The sequence below is a fragment of the Mesorhizobium sp. CA14 genome, assembly GCF_020165195.1.
Classification (GTDB): domain Bacteria; phylum Pseudomonadota; class Alphaproteobacteria; order Rhizobiales; family Rhizobiaceae; genus Mesorhizobium.
Map to the genome: position 1 here is coordinate 60,996 of NZ_JAIUHR010000005.1, position 19,403 is coordinate 80,398.

17 protein-coding genes and 1 pseudogene are annotated in these 19,403 nt (G+C 58.8%); 11 read left to right on the plus strand and 7 right to left on the minus strand.

The annotated features are described in order from the left end of the window. The first annotated feature begins 704 nt into the window (after window positions 1-704). The 6 genes from LB565_RS08255 to LB565_RS08280 all read left to right on the plus strand — a co-directional run bounded on the left by LB565_RS08255 (window position 705) and on the right by LB565_RS08280 (window position 7,758). A complete protein-coding gene (locus LB565_RS08255) occupies window positions 705-965 on the plus strand; it encodes an RNA-binding protein (RefSeq protein WP_224582659.1) in 261 nt (86 codons plus the stop codon). Window positions 966-1,124: 159 nt separating this feature from the next. Further along, complete coding sequence (locus LB565_RS08260; protein ID WP_224582660.1) at window positions 1,125-1,418, plus strand: hypothetical protein; 294 nt, start codon at window positions 1,125-1,127, stop codon at window positions 1,416-1,418. A 671-nt stretch (window positions 1,419-2,089) separates the two neighbouring features. Beyond that, window positions 2,090-2,620, plus strand: coding sequence for a hypothetical protein (locus LB565_RS08265; RefSeq protein ID WP_224582662.1), 531 nt, complete (start codon window positions 2,090-2,092; stop codon window positions 2,618-2,620). Window positions 2,621-3,787: 1,167 nt separating this feature from the next. Then, window positions 3,788-4,882 carry a glycosyltransferase family 4 protein gene (locus tag LB565_RS08270; RefSeq protein ID WP_224582664.1) on the plus strand — a complete coding sequence of 365 codons (1,095 nt, stop codon included), beginning with the start codon at window positions 3,788-3,790 and terminating at the stop codon, window positions 4,880-4,882. Between the two features lie 210 nt (window positions 4,883-5,092). Beyond that, window positions 5,093-7,261: an amylo-alpha-1,6-glucosidase gene (locus tag LB565_RS08275; RefSeq protein WP_224582666.1), complete on the plus strand. Its 2,169-nt coding sequence runs from the start codon at window positions 5,093-5,095 to the stop codon at window positions 7,259-7,261. 200 nt (window positions 7,262-7,461) lie between these two features. Next, window positions 7,462-7,758 carry a DUF982 domain-containing protein gene (locus LB565_RS08280; RefSeq protein ID WP_224582667.1) on the plus strand — a complete coding sequence of 99 codons (297 nt, stop codon included), beginning with the start codon at window positions 7,462-7,464 and terminating at the stop codon, window positions 7,756-7,758. A gap of 182 nt (window positions 7,759-7,940) precedes the next feature. On the opposite strand, the pseudogene LB565_RS08285 reads toward LB565_RS08280, so the two are convergent. Then, window positions 7,941-8,051: pseudogene (locus LB565_RS08285) on the minus strand (DUF6494 family protein); the annotation flags it as partial. An 846-nt stretch (window positions 8,052-8,897) separates the two neighbouring features. Between LB565_RS08285 and LB565_RS08290 the strand changes: the two are divergent. Further along, a complete protein-coding gene (locus tag LB565_RS08290) occupies window positions 8,898-9,092 on the plus strand; it encodes a KTSC domain-containing protein (RefSeq protein WP_224582669.1) in 195 nt (64 codons plus the stop codon). A gap of 204 nt (window positions 9,093-9,296) precedes the next feature. Here the strand turns inward: LB565_RS08290 and LB565_RS08295 are convergent, their stop codons facing one another. From LB565_RS08295 to LB565_RS08325, 6 genes are all read right to left on the minus strand, one after another. Further along, a complete protein-coding gene (locus LB565_RS08295) occupies window positions 9,297-9,557 on the minus strand; it encodes an SOS response-associated peptidase family protein (RefSeq protein WP_224582671.1) in 261 nt (86 codons plus the stop codon). A 276-nt stretch (window positions 9,558-9,833) separates the two neighbouring features. After that, window positions 9,834-10,424, minus strand: coding sequence for a hypothetical protein (locus LB565_RS08305; protein ID WP_224582673.1), 591 nt, complete (start codon window positions 10,422-10,424; stop codon window positions 9,834-9,836). Between the two features lie 88 nt (window positions 10,425-10,512). Continuing rightward, a complete protein-coding gene (locus LB565_RS08310; RefSeq protein WP_224582674.1) occupies window positions 10,513-11,136 on the minus strand; it encodes a hypothetical protein in 624 nt (207 codons plus the stop codon). 412 nt (window positions 11,137-11,548) lie between these two features. Continuing rightward, window positions 11,549-11,854, minus strand: a complete 306-nt coding sequence (locus tag LB565_RS08315; RefSeq protein ID WP_224582676.1) for a hypothetical protein — start codon at window positions 11,852-11,854, stop codon at window positions 11,549-11,551. A 1,143-nt stretch (window positions 11,855-12,997) separates the two neighbouring features. Further along, window positions 12,998-13,216, minus strand: a complete 219-nt coding sequence (locus LB565_RS08320) for a DnaJ domain-containing protein (protein WP_224582678.1) — start codon at window positions 13,214-13,216, stop codon at window positions 12,998-13,000. A 477-nt stretch (window positions 13,217-13,693) separates the two neighbouring features. Continuing rightward, complete coding sequence (locus LB565_RS08325; RefSeq protein ID WP_224582680.1) at window positions 13,694-15,028, minus strand: amidase; 1,335 nt, start codon at window positions 15,026-15,028, stop codon at window positions 13,694-13,696. A 207-nt stretch (window positions 15,029-15,235) separates the two neighbouring features. Between LB565_RS08325 and LB565_RS08330 the strand changes: the two genes are divergently transcribed. The 4 genes from LB565_RS08330 to LB565_RS08345 all read left to right on the plus strand — a co-directional run bounded on the left by LB565_RS08330 (window position 15,236) and on the right by LB565_RS08345 (window position 18,866). Beyond that, window positions 15,236-15,808, plus strand: coding sequence for a hypothetical protein (locus tag LB565_RS08330; protein WP_224582682.1), 573 nt, complete (start codon window positions 15,236-15,238; stop codon window positions 15,806-15,808). A 62-nt stretch (window positions 15,809-15,870) separates the two neighbouring features. After that, the gene (locus LB565_RS08335; protein WP_224582684.1) at window positions 15,871-16,089 is read left to right on the plus strand and encodes a hypothetical protein; all 219 of its coding nucleotides are present in this window, start codon (window positions 15,871-15,873) and stop codon (window positions 16,087-16,089) included. Between the two features lie 398 nt (window positions 16,090-16,487). Further along, complete coding sequence (locus LB565_RS08340) at window positions 16,488-16,772, plus strand: hypothetical protein (RefSeq protein ID WP_224582685.1); 285 nt, start codon at window positions 16,488-16,490, stop codon at window positions 16,770-16,772. A 1,209-nt stretch (window positions 16,773-17,981) separates the two neighbouring features. Next, window positions 17,982-18,866 (plus strand): SIR2 family NAD-dependent protein deacylase, encoded by an 885-nt coding sequence (locus LB565_RS08345; protein ID WP_224582687.1) that lies wholly within the window; start codon window positions 17,982-17,984, stop codon window positions 18,864-18,866. Window positions 18,867-19,403: the final 537 nt, after the last annotated feature.

Consider the following 19,403-nt stretch of genomic DNA (forward strand, 5'->3'; position numbering starts at 1 on the left):
TGCGTTCTGCAGTAATTTCCTGACGAATGGGCACGGGCCGCCTCACGGCTCGATCTTCCGGTGAAGCTACGAACTCAGCATAGGTTCTGCGTAGGCGGATTTTTATCAGGAAGGAAAGGTGTAGCTTTAGCTCGGCCGGCGAACGGCGGCGATGGCGTGCACTTAGGACGGGGTGCACGCACGGACGATCCAGGTCGAAATGTGGCAGCAGGCGTCCGACAGTATACTCAGGCACGCACCAAAGATATGTCACGATGTGGAATGGCCATTCACAGGCCTCATGCCGACCACCGCGGGCGGGAACAGTCGGTCCCGCGTCCCGTCCTGCGGCCGGCGCTATGCTGACGCTCCTACGGCTGTCCTGATCACCGCCCGCGGCGGAGGCGAATTTCCTCCGTCCTGCGCGCGACAATCGTCATTGTCAGGGACGCGCACAGGACTGCGGTTTATACGCCGTTATTCTTGGGCGCCGTCTTTCGGCAAGTGGACTGTCAATCAAAAGTGACGATCGGCGGCGCTCGGCTGCTTCTCGCACCGGTCTCCGCCACGCGACCGCGTGGTGAGCCGAACCGCCCCACAGTGCCAAATTAGTCTAGCCTCGCAGGACGTTCCAGAGGGTAATGCTGACCGCGCCCAGGATCTTTGGGCACCGAGTGAGAAAAGGCAGCTCACTCCTTACCTCTTCGCCAGCATTTGGAGATTTCATGTCCACCGGACCTAAAGGCCAGAAGCGACCAGCCGATGTGATCGGCAATGCCGTCCGCGTCATGCGCATTGCGCGCGGCGAAGAAAGCGACGACGCGCCAGACGGCAAGAGCGCCGCCGCCAAAGAAGTTGGTTCGAAGGGCGGGAAGGCCCGCGCTCGCAATGTTACAGCGAGAGAACGCAAGGAAATTGCAAAAAAGGCCGCCGCTATCCGTTGGGGAAAAGGTCAAGCTGCTCCGGGTAGGGAAGAGCGCGTTTAGCGTTCTTATCGAGCAACCCTTCGGTAAGCTGAAAATGACGCCGGCAATGGCTGCTGGCGTGTCCAAGACGCGCTGGTCTATGGATGACCTTTGCGAGAAGATGGACGCCCTTGCGCCGAAACCGGGGCCGCGCGGGCCGTATAAAAAGCGCAGCACTCAATGAACATCTTTGTTCCATTATTGTCTCTTATCGGCCCAATTTATTTCGCTGCCAGTGGCTGGCCCCTTGATTTCGTTGTTGCATGGGCCGCTCTTTGGACAGGGCTACGCTTCATCGCTACTTGGAAATCGGTTTTCGAAAAACTCCGAGAGAACGATGGTGATGAGCCGATGATGACCTGGTATCCCTACCTCGCTTTCATCGGAGTCTTTTTCGCCACGTTCGCCATGTTCGGAGCTACCCACCTGGTGGTCTATTGGACGATTTGTCGATCGATTCAAATTTCAAACTGAGACACTATCCAAGCTCGGCTTTCTAGACCAGCCCGGCCGTCCCGGAGGCGGTCCGACCGCTTACGGGCCCAAGACACGTGATTGGATATTCGCGCCAGCGATGGTCGCCAATGATCTAAATCAGCTGCGGGATCATGCGGACGATACGGGAAGGTTTCTGATTTTGGCCCACGAAGAGGCCAATGGAATTAATGCTCTGGATACATCCTCTGGGCCCACCCCATTATAAATATCATCAGCCGTGGTGTACGCTTTTGTAAAAAAGTTTAGCCGGCACCACGTTTCATGCGAACGTATGAGATATGGCACCCTGATGTGATTGAAAGCTTTACGGGCGCAGGTGGGGCGAGGGTGTCTAGGTCTGGAACGTATCTCGGAGCCAGATTACGTGATTATCGAGCTATTCGGCCCTCGGGCTCGGGCAAGACAACTTTGGCGCGTGCGCTTGCGAGCCGTCTCCAGGCTCGGGTTATGCTGCGAAGGTCGTGCTTTCTTATCAACCCGGCGTTCATGCCTCGATTGATCCTGGTGGGCTTTGGTATGCTCTCCAGCGTATCGGCGGGGCGACGATACGAACGGCCGCCTTCGCTCATCATCCCTTGGACAACGCTGATGGGTTCAGGCTAACGGTCAGGTTAGTCCGAATTCTAGCACCGAGAAATCCGATCTGGTTGATCAGGTTCAGCCAGTATATCCTGAATCTATCTAGGGTTTGGCGCCAGTCACTCAGTAGTCGCCAAATTGTAACCTTCGATCAGGGTTTCATTCAGGCCGTCTGCTCTCTTGGCCTGTTTAGCGGCACTGCGGATGCGGAGTCATTAGAAGCGGCCCTGGATTTGATCCCCTTTTCGGACCTTGCTGTAAGTTTGGATGCCACCGAGCCTTTGTTGTCGGAACGTTTGAGAGACCGGCTCTTTCATCAGAGCTATATGGAGCGGCTGTTTGAGGCAGATCCCACGACGAATTTGCAATCGATGCCGATCATCAACCGGATCAAAAGCCTCCTTCTCAGCAAAGGGAGATCAATACTGACCGTCGACACGTCGGATGAACGCAGTCTTCAGGAAGCTATATTCCGCATTGAAACAGAGATTGGCAAATTCTCGCGCAATATGTGCGTCGAGCGCGCCAAGGCCAACGAACTTATCGAGAGTAGACGGATCCGGCGCGACCTCGAGGGGGAATGGTATGATCGGGGGTAAGTCCGCGAGCGTTCGCAAAACGAGGTCGCCAAGCGCGCCGCCACCAAAGGGCTCGGCAGCAAAAAGCCGAATGGCTGAAGCCTGGTCTCTGCTGCGCGCTAGACCAGTGGTGTCGAGGAATTGACGCGAGGGTCAAAGGCAAAAAGCGTTTATGGCGCGACATTTACGGTGTTGGCGACTTGCTGTTCAGGGCGGCCCGCGAACACCTGGTTCGACTGCCGTACAGCTCGCTGGTCCGGCGCAATGCCTCGATCGCGACTAGCGCGCCTGCACGACGCCATAGAACTTACACCGCCTGTGCATCCGACAGGGCAGCTGTTTGATCCCGGGCTTAATGGCGCATCCTTGTCATGCGAATCAAAGGATGTGCTATGGGAATAGTTCTGCACGGCTGCGCCCTATCGGCCAATTTGACCAAAGCCGCGACAGTCGACGGCAGCGCGCCGCCACACGTGAAAATTTGGATCAAGCAATTCCAAAGATGGCCCGGCGGCCATCGCACGAGGCGGTCATGTTCGTGTGGGGTTCGAGAACTCGCTATGGAATGAGCCGACGGAGGGATCGCGCGCGAGAACGCCGAGCGCGTCGTCGCCATCGCCCGCATCGCCGCGAGTGCTGAGCGGCCACTTGCATCGGCTCATCGGGCCAGGCGCAAGCGGCGTGCGAAGCCGACCTGTCACGCCAACTGCCCGCCCCGCTGCCGGCCGCTGTCGGCGCCACGACGGTTTTGGCTGATCGCAGAGGATGGACCCGCAGCCACGCTTGGCGATCGATCCCGCTCTTGGCTGCTCGCTGTTGCTCAGCGAAGGAAGAATGCGGCTCGGAGCTGACGTTCTGAAAGGATCCGTGGCGATCGACTGGGACTCACCGTGCCCAAGCCCGGGGAGTGCGCTGCAGACTGGCTTACATCATGTACCGGTTCTGCCGTGACATCTTAGTCCCGCGCAGCTTGGTGCGAAGCGCCTCGATTGCCGCCATGTTCGCCAACAGGCTTGCCCGTCCGGCAGTTTATGCCATGTGGCGCGCCCCTTTCCCAGTTTGTGTAACAGCACGGCGAAGCGCTTGATACCGGGAACAAATTAGCAGTTCGAAAGTTCGCGACAACGGAGAAGGACCCCTGCCGAGCCGGTTCGTTGAGGCCGACTTTCGTTCCAGGATGCCCTGAACATGAAGATTGCCCAGATCGCCCCCCTGACTGAGTCCGTGCCGCCCAAGCTCTATGGCGGGACCGAGCGCATCGTTTCATATTTAACGGAAGAGCTGGTTCGAAGGGGCCATGACGTGACGCTGTTCGCCAGCGGCGATTCGCGTACTTCGGCCGAACTGGTGGCATGTTGCGACGTTGCGCTACGCTTCAATCCCAAAGCAAGGAATCCGATTCCCTACCACGTCATGATGCTTGAGCAGGTCCGCAGACGGGCGGACGAATTCGACGTGCTGCATTTCCACGTCGATGTTCTCCATTTTCCGATAATTAGAGAGTTCGCGCAGACAACCGTTACTACGCTTCATGGCCGGCTCGACCTTCCGGACCTGGCGCAGCTATACGCGATGTTCAACGATATTCCACTGGTCTCGATTTCGGATGAACAGCGCCGGCCCATGCCGCCGGTCAACTGGCTTGGAACGGTCTATCACGGCCTGCCGAACGATATCCTCCCATTCCGGCCGAGAGCCTCTGGATACCTCGCGTTCCTCGGTCGCATCTCACCCGAAAAGGGACCGGAAGCCGCGATAGAAATCGCCGCGCGCGTAGGGATGCCGCTCAAGATCGCGGCCAAAATCGACGCAGTGGACCGATCATTTTGGAGCGACAGGGTCGAACCCCAGGTGCTTCGTCATTCGAATGTCGAGTTCATAGGCGAGATTGATGAGCGTGCGAAGGCGGAATTTTTGGGCAATGCGACGGCGCTGCTATTTCCGATCGATTGGCCGGAGCCGTTCGGCCTCGTGACGATCGAGGCGATGGCCTGCGGCACCCCGGTGGTTGCCTTCAACCGCGGAGCCGTTCCGGAGGTCATCGATCATGGCGTGTCCGGACTGATAGTGGAAAGCATTGACGAAGCAGTCGAAGCTGTGCGGCAGATAGGCAGTCTCGATCGCGCCCGAGTGCGGAAAACTTTTGAAAGGCGATTCACGGTCGGGCGTATGTGCAGCGACTATTTGGGATTCTACAGCTTGCTGGCGCGCGACGAGCAATTTCCACTCGGCTCGCGAAACGGGTTCGCCGAAAACGCGGCTGAAATAGCCAGCACCGCTTAAGTTAAGTTGTCGGTTAGGCTGCCGGGCTCCCGCCGAATTCGATCGGGCTCGAACAGGGGAAGCTTCGCCGAATATCCGCCAAGATTTCAATGACGCTCTCCGAGATCATGGGCATCGCAGCATTGATGCGAGATACTGTTGATAGGAGATGGTCGGGCGCAGGCATATGGGATGAGCGCCAGCATCGGCCGTCTGAACAGGAGGGTTGAGATGAGCATCGAAGTCGAAGAACGCAAGCTTAATCCAGCGGTCGCTCTCCCCGCACTCGATGAATCGGCCCCGCGTGAGCCGCATAGGCAATTTGCGCTGAAGCATGAGGACTGCTTCGTCGTCGCGGACAGCTATGGCGACATACGCGGCAGCGGCGACGGGCTTTTCCGCGACGATACGCGAGTGCTGTCGCGTTTCCGGCTGTTCATAGGTGGCCGCATGCCGTCGCTGCTCGGAGCCTCGCTGTCGCAGGACAACATCCTATTCACCGCCAATCTCACAAATTTGGCTACCATCGGGCCCGACGGTAGGGAAACGCTGCCTGGGGTCGTGCACATCGAGCGGACCAGATTCATCTGGCACGACCGCATGTACGAGCGAGTCACTTTCACGAACTACTCCGCGCGTGAGGTGTTGCTGCCGGTCCGGTTCGACTTCGATGCCGATTTCCGTGACATGTTCGAGGTGCGCGGCACCACGCGCAGCCGGCGCGGTCGCGCACATGACGCCTTGGTCGGCGAGTCAGGCGTGACATTTTGCTACGAGGGCCTCGATAATGTGGCGCGCCAATCAGTCATCGCGTTTTCGATAAGGCCCGACCAGATCCATCCCCATCATGCAGAGTTTCTCATTCTGGTGGGGCGGCATGATAGAAAGGTGCTGTATCTGGAAGTTGGTCAGAACGAAGAAATCCCGTCCAGTGATCGGTTCCGCGCCTCCGCGGCGCGAGCGCGATTTGCAATGCGTTCAAAGCGTCGACAGGGCGCCACTGTTTTCAGCTCCGGCCGCGTGTTCAATGACTGGCTCACGCGCACACGTGCCGACATTGCCCTGCTGACCACCGATCTGGAAACTGGGCCATATCCGTACGCCGGAATTCCCTGGTTTTCGACTGCCTTCGGCCGCGACGGCGTCATTTCCGCCCTGCAGATGCTGTGGCTCAATCCCGAGCTTGCCCGCGGCGTGCTGGCATTCCTTGCCCGCTATCAATCGACGGAGACCTCTGTGTTCGACGATGCCGAGCCAGGCAAAATCATGCATGAAACCCGTAAGGGGGAGATGGCTGTGCTGCGCGAGCTGCCGTTCGGCCGCTACTATGGCGGCGTCGACACCACTCCGCTCTATGTCTACCTGGCTTGCTCCTATGCCGATCGCACCGGCGATGACGAGTTCGTCGAACGCATGTGGGATTCGCTGTGCGCAGCAATCGGGTGGATGGAGGAAGTCGGCGCCCGCAACAGCGACGGTTTCGTGACCTATAATAGGGCGGCGGACACGGGTCTCTTCAATCAGGGCTGGAAGGACAGCGCCGACGCCATCTTCCATGCTGACGGCAAAATACCTCGAGGTCCGATCGCACTCGTCGAGGTGCAAGGCTACGTCTTCGCAGCCTATCAAGGCATGGCTGCCTTGGCAGACAAGCGCGGAGAGGCCGCCAAGGCGGCGCACTGGAGCGCCATGGCAGAAAAAATACGCAGCGCAGTGGAGGCCCGGTTCTGGATGCCGGACCGCAATTTCTATGCTTTGGCAATCGATGGAGAAGGCAGGCAATGCGCGGTGCGCGCCTCCAATGCGGGTCATCTGCTCTATGTTGGGCTGCCCTCGGCAGAACGGGCGAAATCGATTGCCGAGCAGTTGCTGTCGGGGCATCTGCACAGCGGTTGGGGCGTTCGCACCTTGGCCGACGATGAGATTCCGTTCAATCCAATGTCTTACCATAACGGCTCGATCTGGCCGCATGACACGGCGATCTGCGCCGCCGGGCTAGCCCGCTACCAGGAGCGCACCAGCGTCGTAAAACTTATGAGCAGCATGTTCGAGGCGGCGGTCCGGTTCAATATGCGGCTTCCGGAGCTGTTCTGCGGCTTTACCCGGGCGATCGGGGATGCGCCGATTGCCTATCCCGTCGCCTGTCTGCCGCAGGCCTGGTCGGCCGGTTCCGCGTTCATGATGCTGCAGGCCTGCCTGGGGATCCGCATCGACGGTTGGAAGCGCGAGATCAATGTCGAACGCCCACGGTTGCCGATAGGCATCGACAACATCGTCATCCGGCACTTGGCCGTGGGCGAGGCGAAGGTCGACCTCAATTTCCAGCGCGTCGGTGACCGGGTCGTCTGCTATCTCGGCGAACGGCACGAGGGCGTTGTGCCGCTGGTCGTTCGCTCTTAGCAACCCGGGCAGCAGGGCCTGCCATCGATGCTCACTTAGCATTCAGGTGCTGCTGGTGAGGTCTCGCGGGCTCCTCTTGAACCGAAAAGAGCTCCTTCCAATCTTTTCTCTTGGTCTCCAGCCGGGCGTGCAGGTGTTCGAATATTACCGGTGCATCTGCGGAAACGACCAACGGAGTCAGTTGTTGAAGGGAGGTCACCATGGAAAGTGATGCTTTCAAGCAGCCGGTTTTCGTAGGGGAGAATGGCTACATCCAAAAGATCGACTGCGTGATGGATGCCATTGAGTTTCTGGAAGAATGGCCTGTGGAGAGACGTGGCCTGCTTCACGCGGCGGCCTGCGAAGCGTGCTACTCGGCTTATGACGGTCGCAAACCAGTCGAGGCCGCGCACAAGGCCTTTATGGCTTGGGCCCGCAAGGTTGGCGTGATCGAGGACGTGCCCACAGCACCGCCGTGGATGACTGGGCCAAAGATCAGCAACGCAGACCTCTTGTAAGGGGTGCGAAAGGGCTCTTCGTCAGACGCAGCTTGCGAGGAAACGTGCCGGAGCGAAACGCCGCGTCAGGGGCGTGCATATGGGGCCTCGGCCCCGCCCCACTTCCCATCCGAGACAACCGGGGTTGAGTGACGCCGCGCCGCTGCAAGCGCTGTCGGTTCGGCCGGACGACTTCGCTCGGCTTATGGAAGTTCGATCTCGCCGTCCACCACCTGGTTGAGGCCGGTGCCTTCCGCCGTGAGAGTCATGCGGACCTTCAACTTCTTGCCGCCGATTTGCCCTTCGCGCACCGTCTAATTGGCCCGTGCTGTAGCTGGTTGCCAAGGCAGAACGGTTTTCCTGAAGCAACAATGCGGCTCGGCGAGAGTTGGCTCTGTTCAAGGGGCGAGAGCCCATGACCAGGTTCTATTTTCCAGATCGACAACGGTTCCTTCATTCCCCATCCCGATGGCGCCTCCCGGATTTGTGTGCGGCGCGACCAGAAGCGGTGAGTGCTGCTGGCGAGATGATAAACGACAACAGCAGTCGTTCTGGCAGCATCCAAAGCCAAATACGCCAGCCTCAACCACTCACCCGTTGCAGCGAAGTCGGAAGTATCAGCTCCCGCTACCATGCCATGGATACCTGGCGGCCTGCCGGCGCCCTCAGCATCCAGAAAATTGGCTTCTCGACGCACGATTCCGGGGCATTTCTCACACCGGCGGCACCACCTAGTCCCGACAGTTTCCGGGAACCGATGCCACACACACAAGTTACAACTATGTTGGACCGGTCCAACAGGACCGTCTCGCGTAACAAAGCCCGGCGCCCGAAGCAGAGCGCCGGGTTTTTGTCGGTCCTTGGATACTGAAGAAATCCGCCGTGGGGCAGCCCTGCAGAAGCCACCAGAAAACCTCGCGCCGCTTTGTAAAAAGCAAGCTATTTCAAAGGTCTTGGCAGAGGAGCTGCCCGAGGTCTTGACCGGCAGATGTCAGTCGGGCTTTTCGGCGGCATTCTATTTGGGCAGCCTCGCAGCTACGCAGATGACGACTCTTTCTTCACCTCTGAACGCGAGCGCCAAACTCGGTCGTCCTATAGGTTCGTGTTCCTGAAACAAAAGGCCGGGCCGATCGTTTGCGATCTGCAACGATGGGTGTGACATGCCATCCACCTCGAAAACCGAATACGATCCGGCAAAAAGGGTCTTGTCCGTCTGGTTCGTGGCCAGCGGAAAGCGCTACGACTTCGAAGAGGTTCCTGCAGAAACTTACAAACGCCTTTCCGTCGGCGTTTGTCAAAGGCCGCTTTTTCAACGACCACATTCGCAATCACTTCCGCTATCGCCGCGTTCCTGACTAGGCGTTCATCTCAAGCGGCTCATGATCCCCTGCAACTGGTGCCTCACGACCTTCGGAAAGCTTCATCATCCTCGAAGCTTCTCCGCCTCTCGTTCCAGCGTTCTCCGATCGTTGCCATGCTGCTTGATCAGATCGCGCACCTGTTGAACCGTGAGCCCAACCTTGTTTGCGAAACGCCGCACCTCGGCCGAGTCATATTGATCAAATTCGATTGGTGTCGGGGTCGCGTGGGTGCGTCTGAAGTTCATACCGCCGAAAGGCGGGGGTGGTGTCGACCGTCTCGATGCGCGCGTTTAAGGTGGCGGCCCTCGGCATTTCCTTCGCCCAAAAAGGCACAAACCCCAACGGCCCGCGCGAAGCCTTATGGTTGCCGTCATCTGCGGCGGTGATGAAAAGCACCTCATCAGTCGGCGCGATGTTGTAGCGCGGCGCATCATTGCGCCCGACATCGGCCGGCGCCATCAGCCTATAGAGACGATGGATTTCCGGTCAAGGCAGATATCGGGTGTAGCCGCGCATGTTATCACTCCATGTAGGGCACATCACCGCTCACAAACAACGTTTTTGGCGGGCCGTAGTCCCCAAGCGCCGGATCGGCATCCCGGCTCCAAGCGATGACACCGACGTGTTTGTCAGCCAGTGCTTTGGCGGTTCGGATCGCCCGCTCTTCGCTTTACTGATCGGCCGGGCCGTACATAGGAAACAGCAAGGACGTGCGTGGTCATTCAATGGCCTTTCTCAATTGAGCGGCGCTGATCCCGCCTCAAGAGCGTCGATCGCATCGAGCACTGCCTGGCGCTTTGGCTCGATAGGCTCATCTGGGTGGAACCCTGCGAGCGACAGAGACGTATAGGCAACCGTTACAGCGCTGACGAGTTGCTGCGCTTTCGAACTATCCGGAACGTCCGCAGTGGCGGCAAGAGCAAGTAAGAAGACCCTGTCGTCGTGATATTCATGCTTGCCGTCTTCAGCCTGGACGATGCCGCGCATCTGACGGAGTGCAGTGGTGCGGTCGACTAGCTGCACATCCGGATTGTGCAGCAACTGCAGGCCACCGACTTGCATGCGCTTCTCGTCCGGCCAGCCTTCGCAACACGCCTTGATTGCGGCATTGCTGGCCGTCCACCAAACCTCCGCCGCAGCATACTCATCTTCCGATGGCTCTTGATCAGGCGGGAAACCCATTTCATCCCAGCCTTCGACTGCGAATGAGCCTTCCGCCGCTTCCTCGGCCGTCAAGCCAGATTGCTCGATCACAGCCCAAGCTGCGGCGAGACCGCGCTGTTTTTCTTCAGGGGTGGCTCCCCTGGCGTCCATGATAATGTCCATGACCGGCCTCCTGTGGCTGTCAGGGCATCAGTGAACAAAATGAGAACACTGGAGTCAAGAGCCTCTTGACTGGGCAGGAATATGTTCCTCACGTCGCCCAGAACGAGCGTAAGCTGTTGATGGTCGCTCCGTTCAGTCCAGTGGCGCCTGTCGCCCCCGTCGGTCCCGGTGACGCCGATTGGCCCCCGTCGTTCGCCAGGGTGCCGCCGCTGGCGACGACCGCGACCGGGATCCCATCGTAGTCCGCGTTATCGGTCAGTGCGCCGTTTCCCGAGAAGGTGACGAAAGTCGCCGGCGTGCCAATCTGGCGAATAGTGAGGTTCGATCGATTACCAGTAGTCGTGCTGTCGTCGAGCGCAGTCAGGATGACGACGTGATCGAACCGATGGTCGCGTTGTTGCCGCGGACCTTGCCGGAGCCGGGATCGGAGTTCGCGGTGCCAGTGTCCCACAAAATAGCGAAGGCCGGCATCCCGACCGCTCGCTCCTGTGGCGCCCGTCGGACCGGCCGCGCCAGTTGCGCCGGCGCCGCCGCGGAACCGGCTGGACCCGTTGCGCCGTTCGGTCGGGTCGCGCCCGTCGGCCCGGCGGGACCAGTTGCCCGGCCGGACCAGTAGCGCGGTCGCACCGACCGATGCCGCGGGCCCGGTCGCGCCGGTCGGCCCTGCCGCCGCATTAATGCAGGTTCGGGTCATCTCTTCGCTCGGCGCCATCCAGGGCCAACCTGGACAAGGGCCAGGTTGCCGAGCGCATTTCCGATCCCGGCACCGGCCACAAAGCCCGGCGATCCGATTCCAATATACCCTTGGTCTGCCGACTCCTTTTGCATCTCGCATTGAGCATGCGACATCAAAGCTCGGGCCGTAGCCGATCTGCATGTAATCTGCTTGATTGTTAGTCTGATAGCCGCAAAGCGCGGCAATGGCACCAAGTGCCAGCATGGCCTCTATTTTCATCCCCCCGCCCTTCCAAGCCGAGGGATAGCATCTCGCAAAGTTAATCGTTCTGCAAATGACGATGCTTTTTCTGGTAAATCAGAGCCGTCGAGACCGCTGAATCTCAGAAAAGGCGAGATATACCTGGATATTACACTGGTAGTAGTCAGACGGTGCTCTGTTGGCCGAGTTAAGTCGCCTTGTCGACCAGCGGCGCCTTCCGCTTCGGCGGGACGTAGCTGGTGACCAACCGCGCTACATCGATGTCCACTGTTACCGGCGGGGACAAATTCACCGTCACAGTGTTTTCGTCGACCCGAAGGACATCACCGGTGAGTTCAATCCGCTGGCCTTTCTTCAGCGTCGATGTGCGGTCAACTATCGAGTGTGGAAACCCATAGTTCGGGATCGAGACGCTGACCCTATCTTCGGTCACGCGCTTGCGCACCGTTGCGGTGATGGCGACCTCGTCGCCAACCTTGATGCCCTTCGCCATGCCCTGATGAGTCTGGCGCGGGCCAAGGCCTTCGTCAAGAGATTGCTAATGTTCGATAGCCCGCCGCTGGTGTGCCCCCACACCAGCGACGGGCTAAGGGTGGCCGGCGCCTCTCTTTTTTGGAGATTGCCTAAGGGGGCACCGGCCTGGCGAACCGTGGTCCGCCGCAATATGCAACGTAGCTAAAACATCTGCGATCGACATGGTGTGATCGCGGAAGCTTGGGAGGCTTGACGGCGGCGGCTTCCAGACGTGATGATTAATATACGGTAAATGGTCGATCCTGCAGGGGTGTAGCCAATTGCTGGAGCCCGCTGTTGGACCCCCCGGCAGCGGGCTTTGCATTCTAGAGGGTGTTAAGACGTGCGCCGTAGCGGCCTCAAGGCGGGCCCGTCGCCTAGCGTGATGCGCGGCCGGACATCATCCTTCAAAGGGAGGAATGATCTTTGCTCCGGCCTCTTGCCAACGATGATCTCGGAACGCCATATCTCAATCGGATGGGGCGACCTCTTTATGGAGATCGCCATGGGCAAAGAATACCTCTCAGACGGCACGCTCGGGGGCAAACTCGCGACGGGCACAGGCTTGTCGGTGGACTGCCTCACATGCAGGCGAAGGGCAATCCTAGACGTTCCTGCGCTAGTCAAGCGTTTCGGCCCAGACCAGCGGTGCCTGCATTGGGATCTTCTCAAGATCATCTTCTGCGCTGAGTGCCGGAGCGCCGGCCGAGACGACCGAAATCTGCAGTTCACGAATCTTGCGATGACGCCAGAGCAGCGCAAGGGCTGGACGCCTTGCCCGTGACCAGATTACTCGGCCCCGAGGCTCTCTAGCAATCTCGTAGCGATAGGCCTGCTGTCGTGCCGCTCTGAATAGGCGCGATCAATGCCGTTTACGGTAGTGGCAAATGTCCCGTTCTCAGTCCTGGCGATGAACCCTTTTGCCTTGAGATACCAAAGGTGGAACTCGAGGTGCTCGCGTTGGCAACTGGATAAGCGTTCTAACTCTTGGTCTCCAATGCCGGGATTGTTGACGTTTTGCCGGCGCCTCTCGCAGAGCAGTGCGAGTACTCTGGCCTGGACGATCGCATCCTTCTCGACAACGAGGGGATGCTGGCTTCCTGAGCCATCTCACGGCTATGCGTCAGATATTCCCTATGTAGAACATCGTACTGCGCGCGAGCGGCAGGATCTTTGAGCGTATGTGCGCTTCGACCAGGTCGCTAAAACGCCGCTCGTCGCCAGTCTCCTGGTTGTCTGGGTGATAGCGTTTTGCGAAGTAGCGGAATATCCGCTCAATCGTTTCTGGCGTCGCCCTCGGGCTGATTTCCAGCAGATCGTAATAATCGACAAATGCCGACATCGTGGCGCTTCCCCAAGCCACGACCCCCGCTATTAAAATCATGCATATTCACAGCACAAGCAAGTTGGCTTGCGCTGTATTCCACCGGGGCAGAAAGCGTCGCGCACATTATAGGGTCCGTGCGGCAAAAGCCCGGCGATAGCGCGCCCGTAGTGATGGCGACCATTTCGGGTATGTCTTGGATGGCACGTCCTGACGATTCATATTCTGAAGCAGACGGGCTCCTACGAGCAGGCCAGCTATCGGAAATAGGACGCTGAGTGGGAAGCCGTAAACGAGCCTTGCCACCTGACCAACCCGCCCTTTGCTTTTTCCTTTGTTGTAGTCCGGCGAGGGCGTTTTGGTCCTCGTGTAGAGGCCAACCGTGTGCCCAGGAGCACCAGCGTCGCGCCGGCGGCCTGTGCCAGTGTCAGCATCTCGCCCAGAAACACCGCAGCCGCCACGAGCCCGACCTGGGACGCCACCGGCCCTGTCGCCTCACGGCCGAATGAGGCTCGGTTGCTGTTGCTCCTGGACACGCTTTCCGAAGTTCAGAACGCTCAGGTCGGCACCGGCCGGACCGACGATTTGCAGGGCCACCGGCCCAAGCTGATCGTCAAATTCGAGTGGGATGCTGATGGCAGGTAGTCCAAAATAGTTGGCAAAGAAGGTGTTTGCAGGTGAGACGGCTTGATCACCGTCGCGAAGCGCCTGCTCAACTGGCGGAACGGGATCCACGAGCGTCGGCAACACGACTATGTCCACGTCTGAGAACAGCCGCTCGTTGATAGCATAGCGTGCCGACTCGATTCCTGCGGGATCAAACCGCGCCTCCGAGAACGGCACTGTCACCTCCACACTCGAATCAACGATGCTCCTGATCGAGGACAGACCAGTTTCGAACTTGCGCCTCATTGCATCGGAAGCAGAATAGTTGCCCACCACTCCGAGCCGCAGCTTGTCTTTGGGCTCGGCAAGGACGCCCTCGGCCAAGATACCGAATACGACAGCAACATCCTCGACCACACGCGCCGTAATCGAAGTGTGGTTCAAGGCAACGATTGCGGGGTCGACTGGCTCCCCACGAAGAATTCCAGCCGAGGAGATGCGACCGTAGCTGGGCTTGAAGGCCGTTACCGCACAGCAGGCCGCCGGGAGCCTGGCAGAGCCGACAGCATCGGTGTCGATGGTGGCAAAGCATATCCCCCTTGCGACCGCCGCTGCAGAACCCCCGGACGAGCCTCCCGCGACGCGGTCTTTCATCCACGGATTGCGAACCGGACCAAAATAGCTTTCGAGGGATGTTGTCCCCATCCCGAGGGTGTGCATATTCGTCTTGCCCACGATCAGCGCCCCAGCCGATCGCAGCCGACGCACCACATCAGCATCCTCAGCTGGAACGCGATTGGCGAACTTTTCCGAGCCCGCAGTCGTGCGCACCCCGGCGGTGTCGAAAAAGTCTTTGAGGCCGACCGGTACTCCGGCAAGAGGGAGCGTGGTTTTTCCTGTACTGGTGTCTTCCAGCATCACCGTAATGAAGGCGTTGAGCTCCTTGTTCGCATCAAGCCGCGTTTTGATGTCTCGCCGGATATCCTCGATCGTCAGTGCCTTGGTTTCAATTTGATGCCGGAGTTCAGTGATGGTCTTGGGTAACGCGTTTTTGTTCATGACAACCGACCTCGCTTCTTTTTGGAGTGAGGAATGGGGAGCAGCCTTTCCAAGTAGTCCTTGAGCAGTGCGAGCACCCGACCGACGCAGAGTGAACAGGACGTCCACTTCGCTCGTATCTAAACCATACTGCCGGAAAAAACTCTGAAGTTGGTCATCGAGCACGCGGGCAAGCCGCTGTGCGCGCGCCCGACCACTCCCACCGGCCAATTATCAACGTCGGGCCGCTCTCGGCTCCAGGCGTTTCGCACATCATCCACAGCGTCGCTCACAGGACCTCGCTCGAGTCATCTCAAAAGTTTCTGTAAAGTATCTTATCGAAAAGAGACTACATTGAACCACGTTTTTTGAGGCTGCGCCGCTGGAGAAGAGATGATGATGGATATCCGGCAGTTGCAGTTCGTGTTGTCGGTCGGTTCGCGCAGCCTGTTTGCTAACGAAGCTTGCTGCCGAGCGTGCTTTCTGAGAACGGATGTTTCGATGCTCGTGCTGAAAAGGGTCGTCGCACCGGTGAGGGATTTATTGCTGCCCCAGCCGGCCTTCAAGCTCTTTCAGGAAATGAGCTTCATTGAGGAGCTTTTCCCAATCAGTACCGAAGCGCTCAATCAGATCAGGAGCCTGTGCTTCCGTGAGATTCGCTTCTCGCGACAGTCGGCCGGCCAGGAGGTCGAATTCGGTGAGATCGGTCTCGGGCAAACTGCCATCGCGGTGCTGCATCGCCTGGGCGATAACCTCGAACACGCTGCCGACTTCCTCGTAAATCTCGCTGACCTCGATTCCCTCTCGGTCCGCAGCTTCCATCGCTTGGTCGGTCAGATCGCTTATCGCGGGCAGGGTCGTCCGTCACCACTTCGGGCAAATGCTCTGCCATCCAACGCTCGAGGAAATTGGCGCCGCGTGTGCTCATTTTTCCAAAAGCGGGAGCCGCATATTAGGTTCCGCTGATCTTAGTTGGACCTTGAACCTTCTCTTTCGGGCAGCGTTGCCATTGGATTCAGGAGGTTCGGATGGCGCGCTTTCAAATCGAAGAGATCTATGGCGAACGCATCGTTGCCACGACATCTGCAGAGGCACCTGATGCGCTCAGCGCCGCAGAGACCCTGACGGGAAAGGCGATCTCCACCAAGGCCTTGCAAGAGCACTGGTTTCGGGTTGTCGACGAACGCGAAGGCACGGTCCACGAATTCAGCATTGCAGAGGAGCCGCCAAAAGATTTTGCCAAATGAGGAACTGCTTCGGCGCAAAGCCCGGCTCGCAGATCGCGGGTGACACAGGATTATGCGAGCCGGGCCTAGGCCGCCGACACCTATTCCGGGGGGAAGTGGTTTCAAACTCGGCGGTAAGTAAGAGTTGTTCGATAATCCCTCGTGCTGCAATGAGGACTGAGGTCCCATTATGCTACCTGCTATGGTCTACTCGGCATGTGAAAGAGCCCGCCTGCCATGTGCACTAGAGCTCTTCATCGAGCGTGAAGCCTTGGATTGCGGAAGGCCCCCACCCGACGCGACGCGCTCTGAAAGGAAGCAGCCTAGCGCGCCGGCTGACTAATCAACCTCACCCAAAGCTCGACGGTCCATTACCGATTACTTGACTGAGCGTGCAACGCCAGAGCCATGGTACGGCGATGAGCAGCATCAAGCCCTGCGATACGGTTGCGATCACCGAGACAATCCGCAAGCGCGTGACAGAGGACAGGGGCAGGGTGCTGATCCCTTCCTACCATCAGCCACATTCGATCGTGGACACGTCGCGGAACATCAGCAGCGGGCAGCAGATCGAGCTAACCGGGGAAGTCCTGCGCATGGATGATGACACTGTAACGGTCGGTGGCAAGGATCTGGGGATTACGATCAAGCGCGGTGCTGTGCGGCTTGTCACGAGCCATGTGGCGCCGAACGGCAAGAAATGAGAGGGCGGTCGGGTAAACGTACGCAGCAGACCGCTAGGCGCATCCTTGCTGATCTGCGGAGGAAAGGCATCCTCTGTCGGGGTGACCAGGAGGCCGGCGACGACCTGGTGCAGTTCACCTTGGAAACCGCCATTGACGAATACGCAAGTCGGCCGGCCGATGTGGGGCTGCTATGACCCGGCTGCGCCCGACCGTCGCAGGAACAAAACGCCCTGGCGCCGATTGATTTTTGAAGGACCAACCCCCCGGAGGAACCGGGATGATGGGTCGAACTTGTGGTTCTCGAAATGGCGGCTGCCCGGCAGCACGCACCGTTGGGCTCGCTCTCGATGGCTCGGGCCTCTCCGTCGACGTCACCCGTCGGAGTTGAGACGGTATCGCATCAGACGGCGTAGCTAGCTCCGCTCACCTCTTCTTCAACAGCGTCTATCCAATACTGATTGTCGGGTTCGGCCCCAGAAGCGTTAACCTGCGCGTTTATCGTCCACCACAAGGTCAAGGAAGGCGTTGGCCGCCTGGGACCATGGCGATCGCGGGGGAACCTTGCAGATCTAATAGACCATCGCTGGAAACATCGCCGTCGGGAACAATGTCTTTTGGGCGTAGTTTGGTCGCGTCTAGGCGGAGAGCGGCCAATCATGTGTCTAAACGAAACGACCGGAAGTTCGCGGCCTAAGCCCCGAGGGGGACCAGGCCAATTTTCATTCCTTGCGCAACCCTTTCGGCAAGCAGGCTGGACCCACAAGCTGATGCGAGCACGTCGTGCGCGGCCGTATGACTATTTTCAGTTTCGCAAGTGACAGCGCTGAAAGCGACGTCCGGGATCCCAATCGCATTTCGGCAAGCGATGCAGATCAGCTCGCCTATGGAGAAGACGATGCCAATCACAAGAGTTCGAAGGGCACATTCACGCCGGATAAGGTGAGGTTTTTGAGGCACGTGCTCGAAGCTGGCGCAACGACCAATGAAGCGAAGCCCAGAGAGAGGCGCGCTCATTGCGACTGGTCGCCAATTATATGACTGGCATGTCAGACGAGCGGGAGTTGAGGGAGCTCTCGCATAAGCCGCTTGGTAGGTAAAATTGCGTCGATCTGGGAAGAGCAACAGCTGGGCAGGACGTGATTGGCGCGTTGGCGTACAACGTGTCGATGCTGCCGTTGCGACGACTGCCGATCCAGTGGCGGGCAATCATCCTCTCTTGGATCGGCAATGACCAGCGATCCTCTTGTTCCGCTCGCGAAATCCATTCGAGAACGCGACGCGGTGCTGTTTGTTGGGGCAGGCGTCTCGATGAGCGTCGGCCTGCCGTCCTGGGAGAAGCTGATCGAGCGAATGGCGGATGAACTGGGCTTGGAAGTGGACCTTGGCAGGCAACGCGGCCGCTTCCAGACTCTGGCCGAGTATTACCGCATCGAGCACGGCAGCATCGGACCGCTGCGCAGTTGGATGGACCGGCACTGGACCGTCAGTCGCGATAAGATCGAACAGTCCGAATTGCACCGCCTCATCGTCGCGCTGAACTTCCCGGTGATCTATACGACGAACTATGATCGAAACCTTGAAGTTGCCTTTGAAATACATGGCGTCGAATATGTGAAGGTGGCCAATGCGAGGGATGTCTCGAAGGCTCGCAGGGACGTCCCGTACATCGTGAAGTTCCATGGCGACTTCGACGACGATTCCTCCTTAGTCCTCACGGAAACCGATTATCTTGATCGACTGTCGTTCGACTCGCCGCTCGACGTGAGGTTCCGTTCAGACGCATTGGGCAGTACGGTTCTGTTTATTGGCTACAGCCTTTCCGACCTGAATATCCGGCTGCTTCTGCATCGGCTCTGGCAGACTTGGAGCCGGTCGGGCTATGAGGCGGATCGGCCCCCCTCGTTTATCTTCATGGCACATCGTGATCCTGTCGAGGAAGCTGTGCTGGCGCGTTGGGGCATTACGGCGGTGACGGGCGACGATCCAGATCCTGAAACGGGACTACTTAATTTCCTTTCTCGCCTCGCTGACCTTGTATACGCCAACGGAATGAGTCGGCCCGGGTCTGCCGCCGGGAGGCGAGGTGCGGCCGGGCCTACCCTCACCGAGTGACGGCGGCTCGCCGAAGATGGGGTGGATAGGTTGTGATTTCTTAGGTTTGGGCGCTGCTTCAGCTTACGCTGGCCTACATATGGCTTGCGTTTACGGAGCTCACGTGACATCGAGCAGCAAATTGTTGGCGAGGCACGCGCTTGCCCGCCGGCTTCGGTCGCTGGGTTTTGCAATTCGGAACAGAGCCCTTCAAGCATTGTTGGAGAACATCTGCGACGGGTTCCCTCTTTGAGCCTCCCAGGTTGCTGTGCAACACCGTCCCGCGCCCTTGCCGAGGAGCGCGGGCTCCCTATTGAAAGAATCGCGCGTACTCGCCTGCGTAAGATGCAACCCCGGTTCAGCCCGTGCACTGAAAGCGTACTTGTAGACGGTCCGATTCTGCTCGTCCGTCACTCTGACCCAGAGTTCTTCATTAGCCCGGATCCGGACTGCTCGCCCAGTTGCACGAGACGCCGCCGCAGCAGCTGTGTGGGCTTCGACCAACTACCTGGAGGTGACAATTTCGCCATCCAGCACTTCGACGACGTACATCTTCAT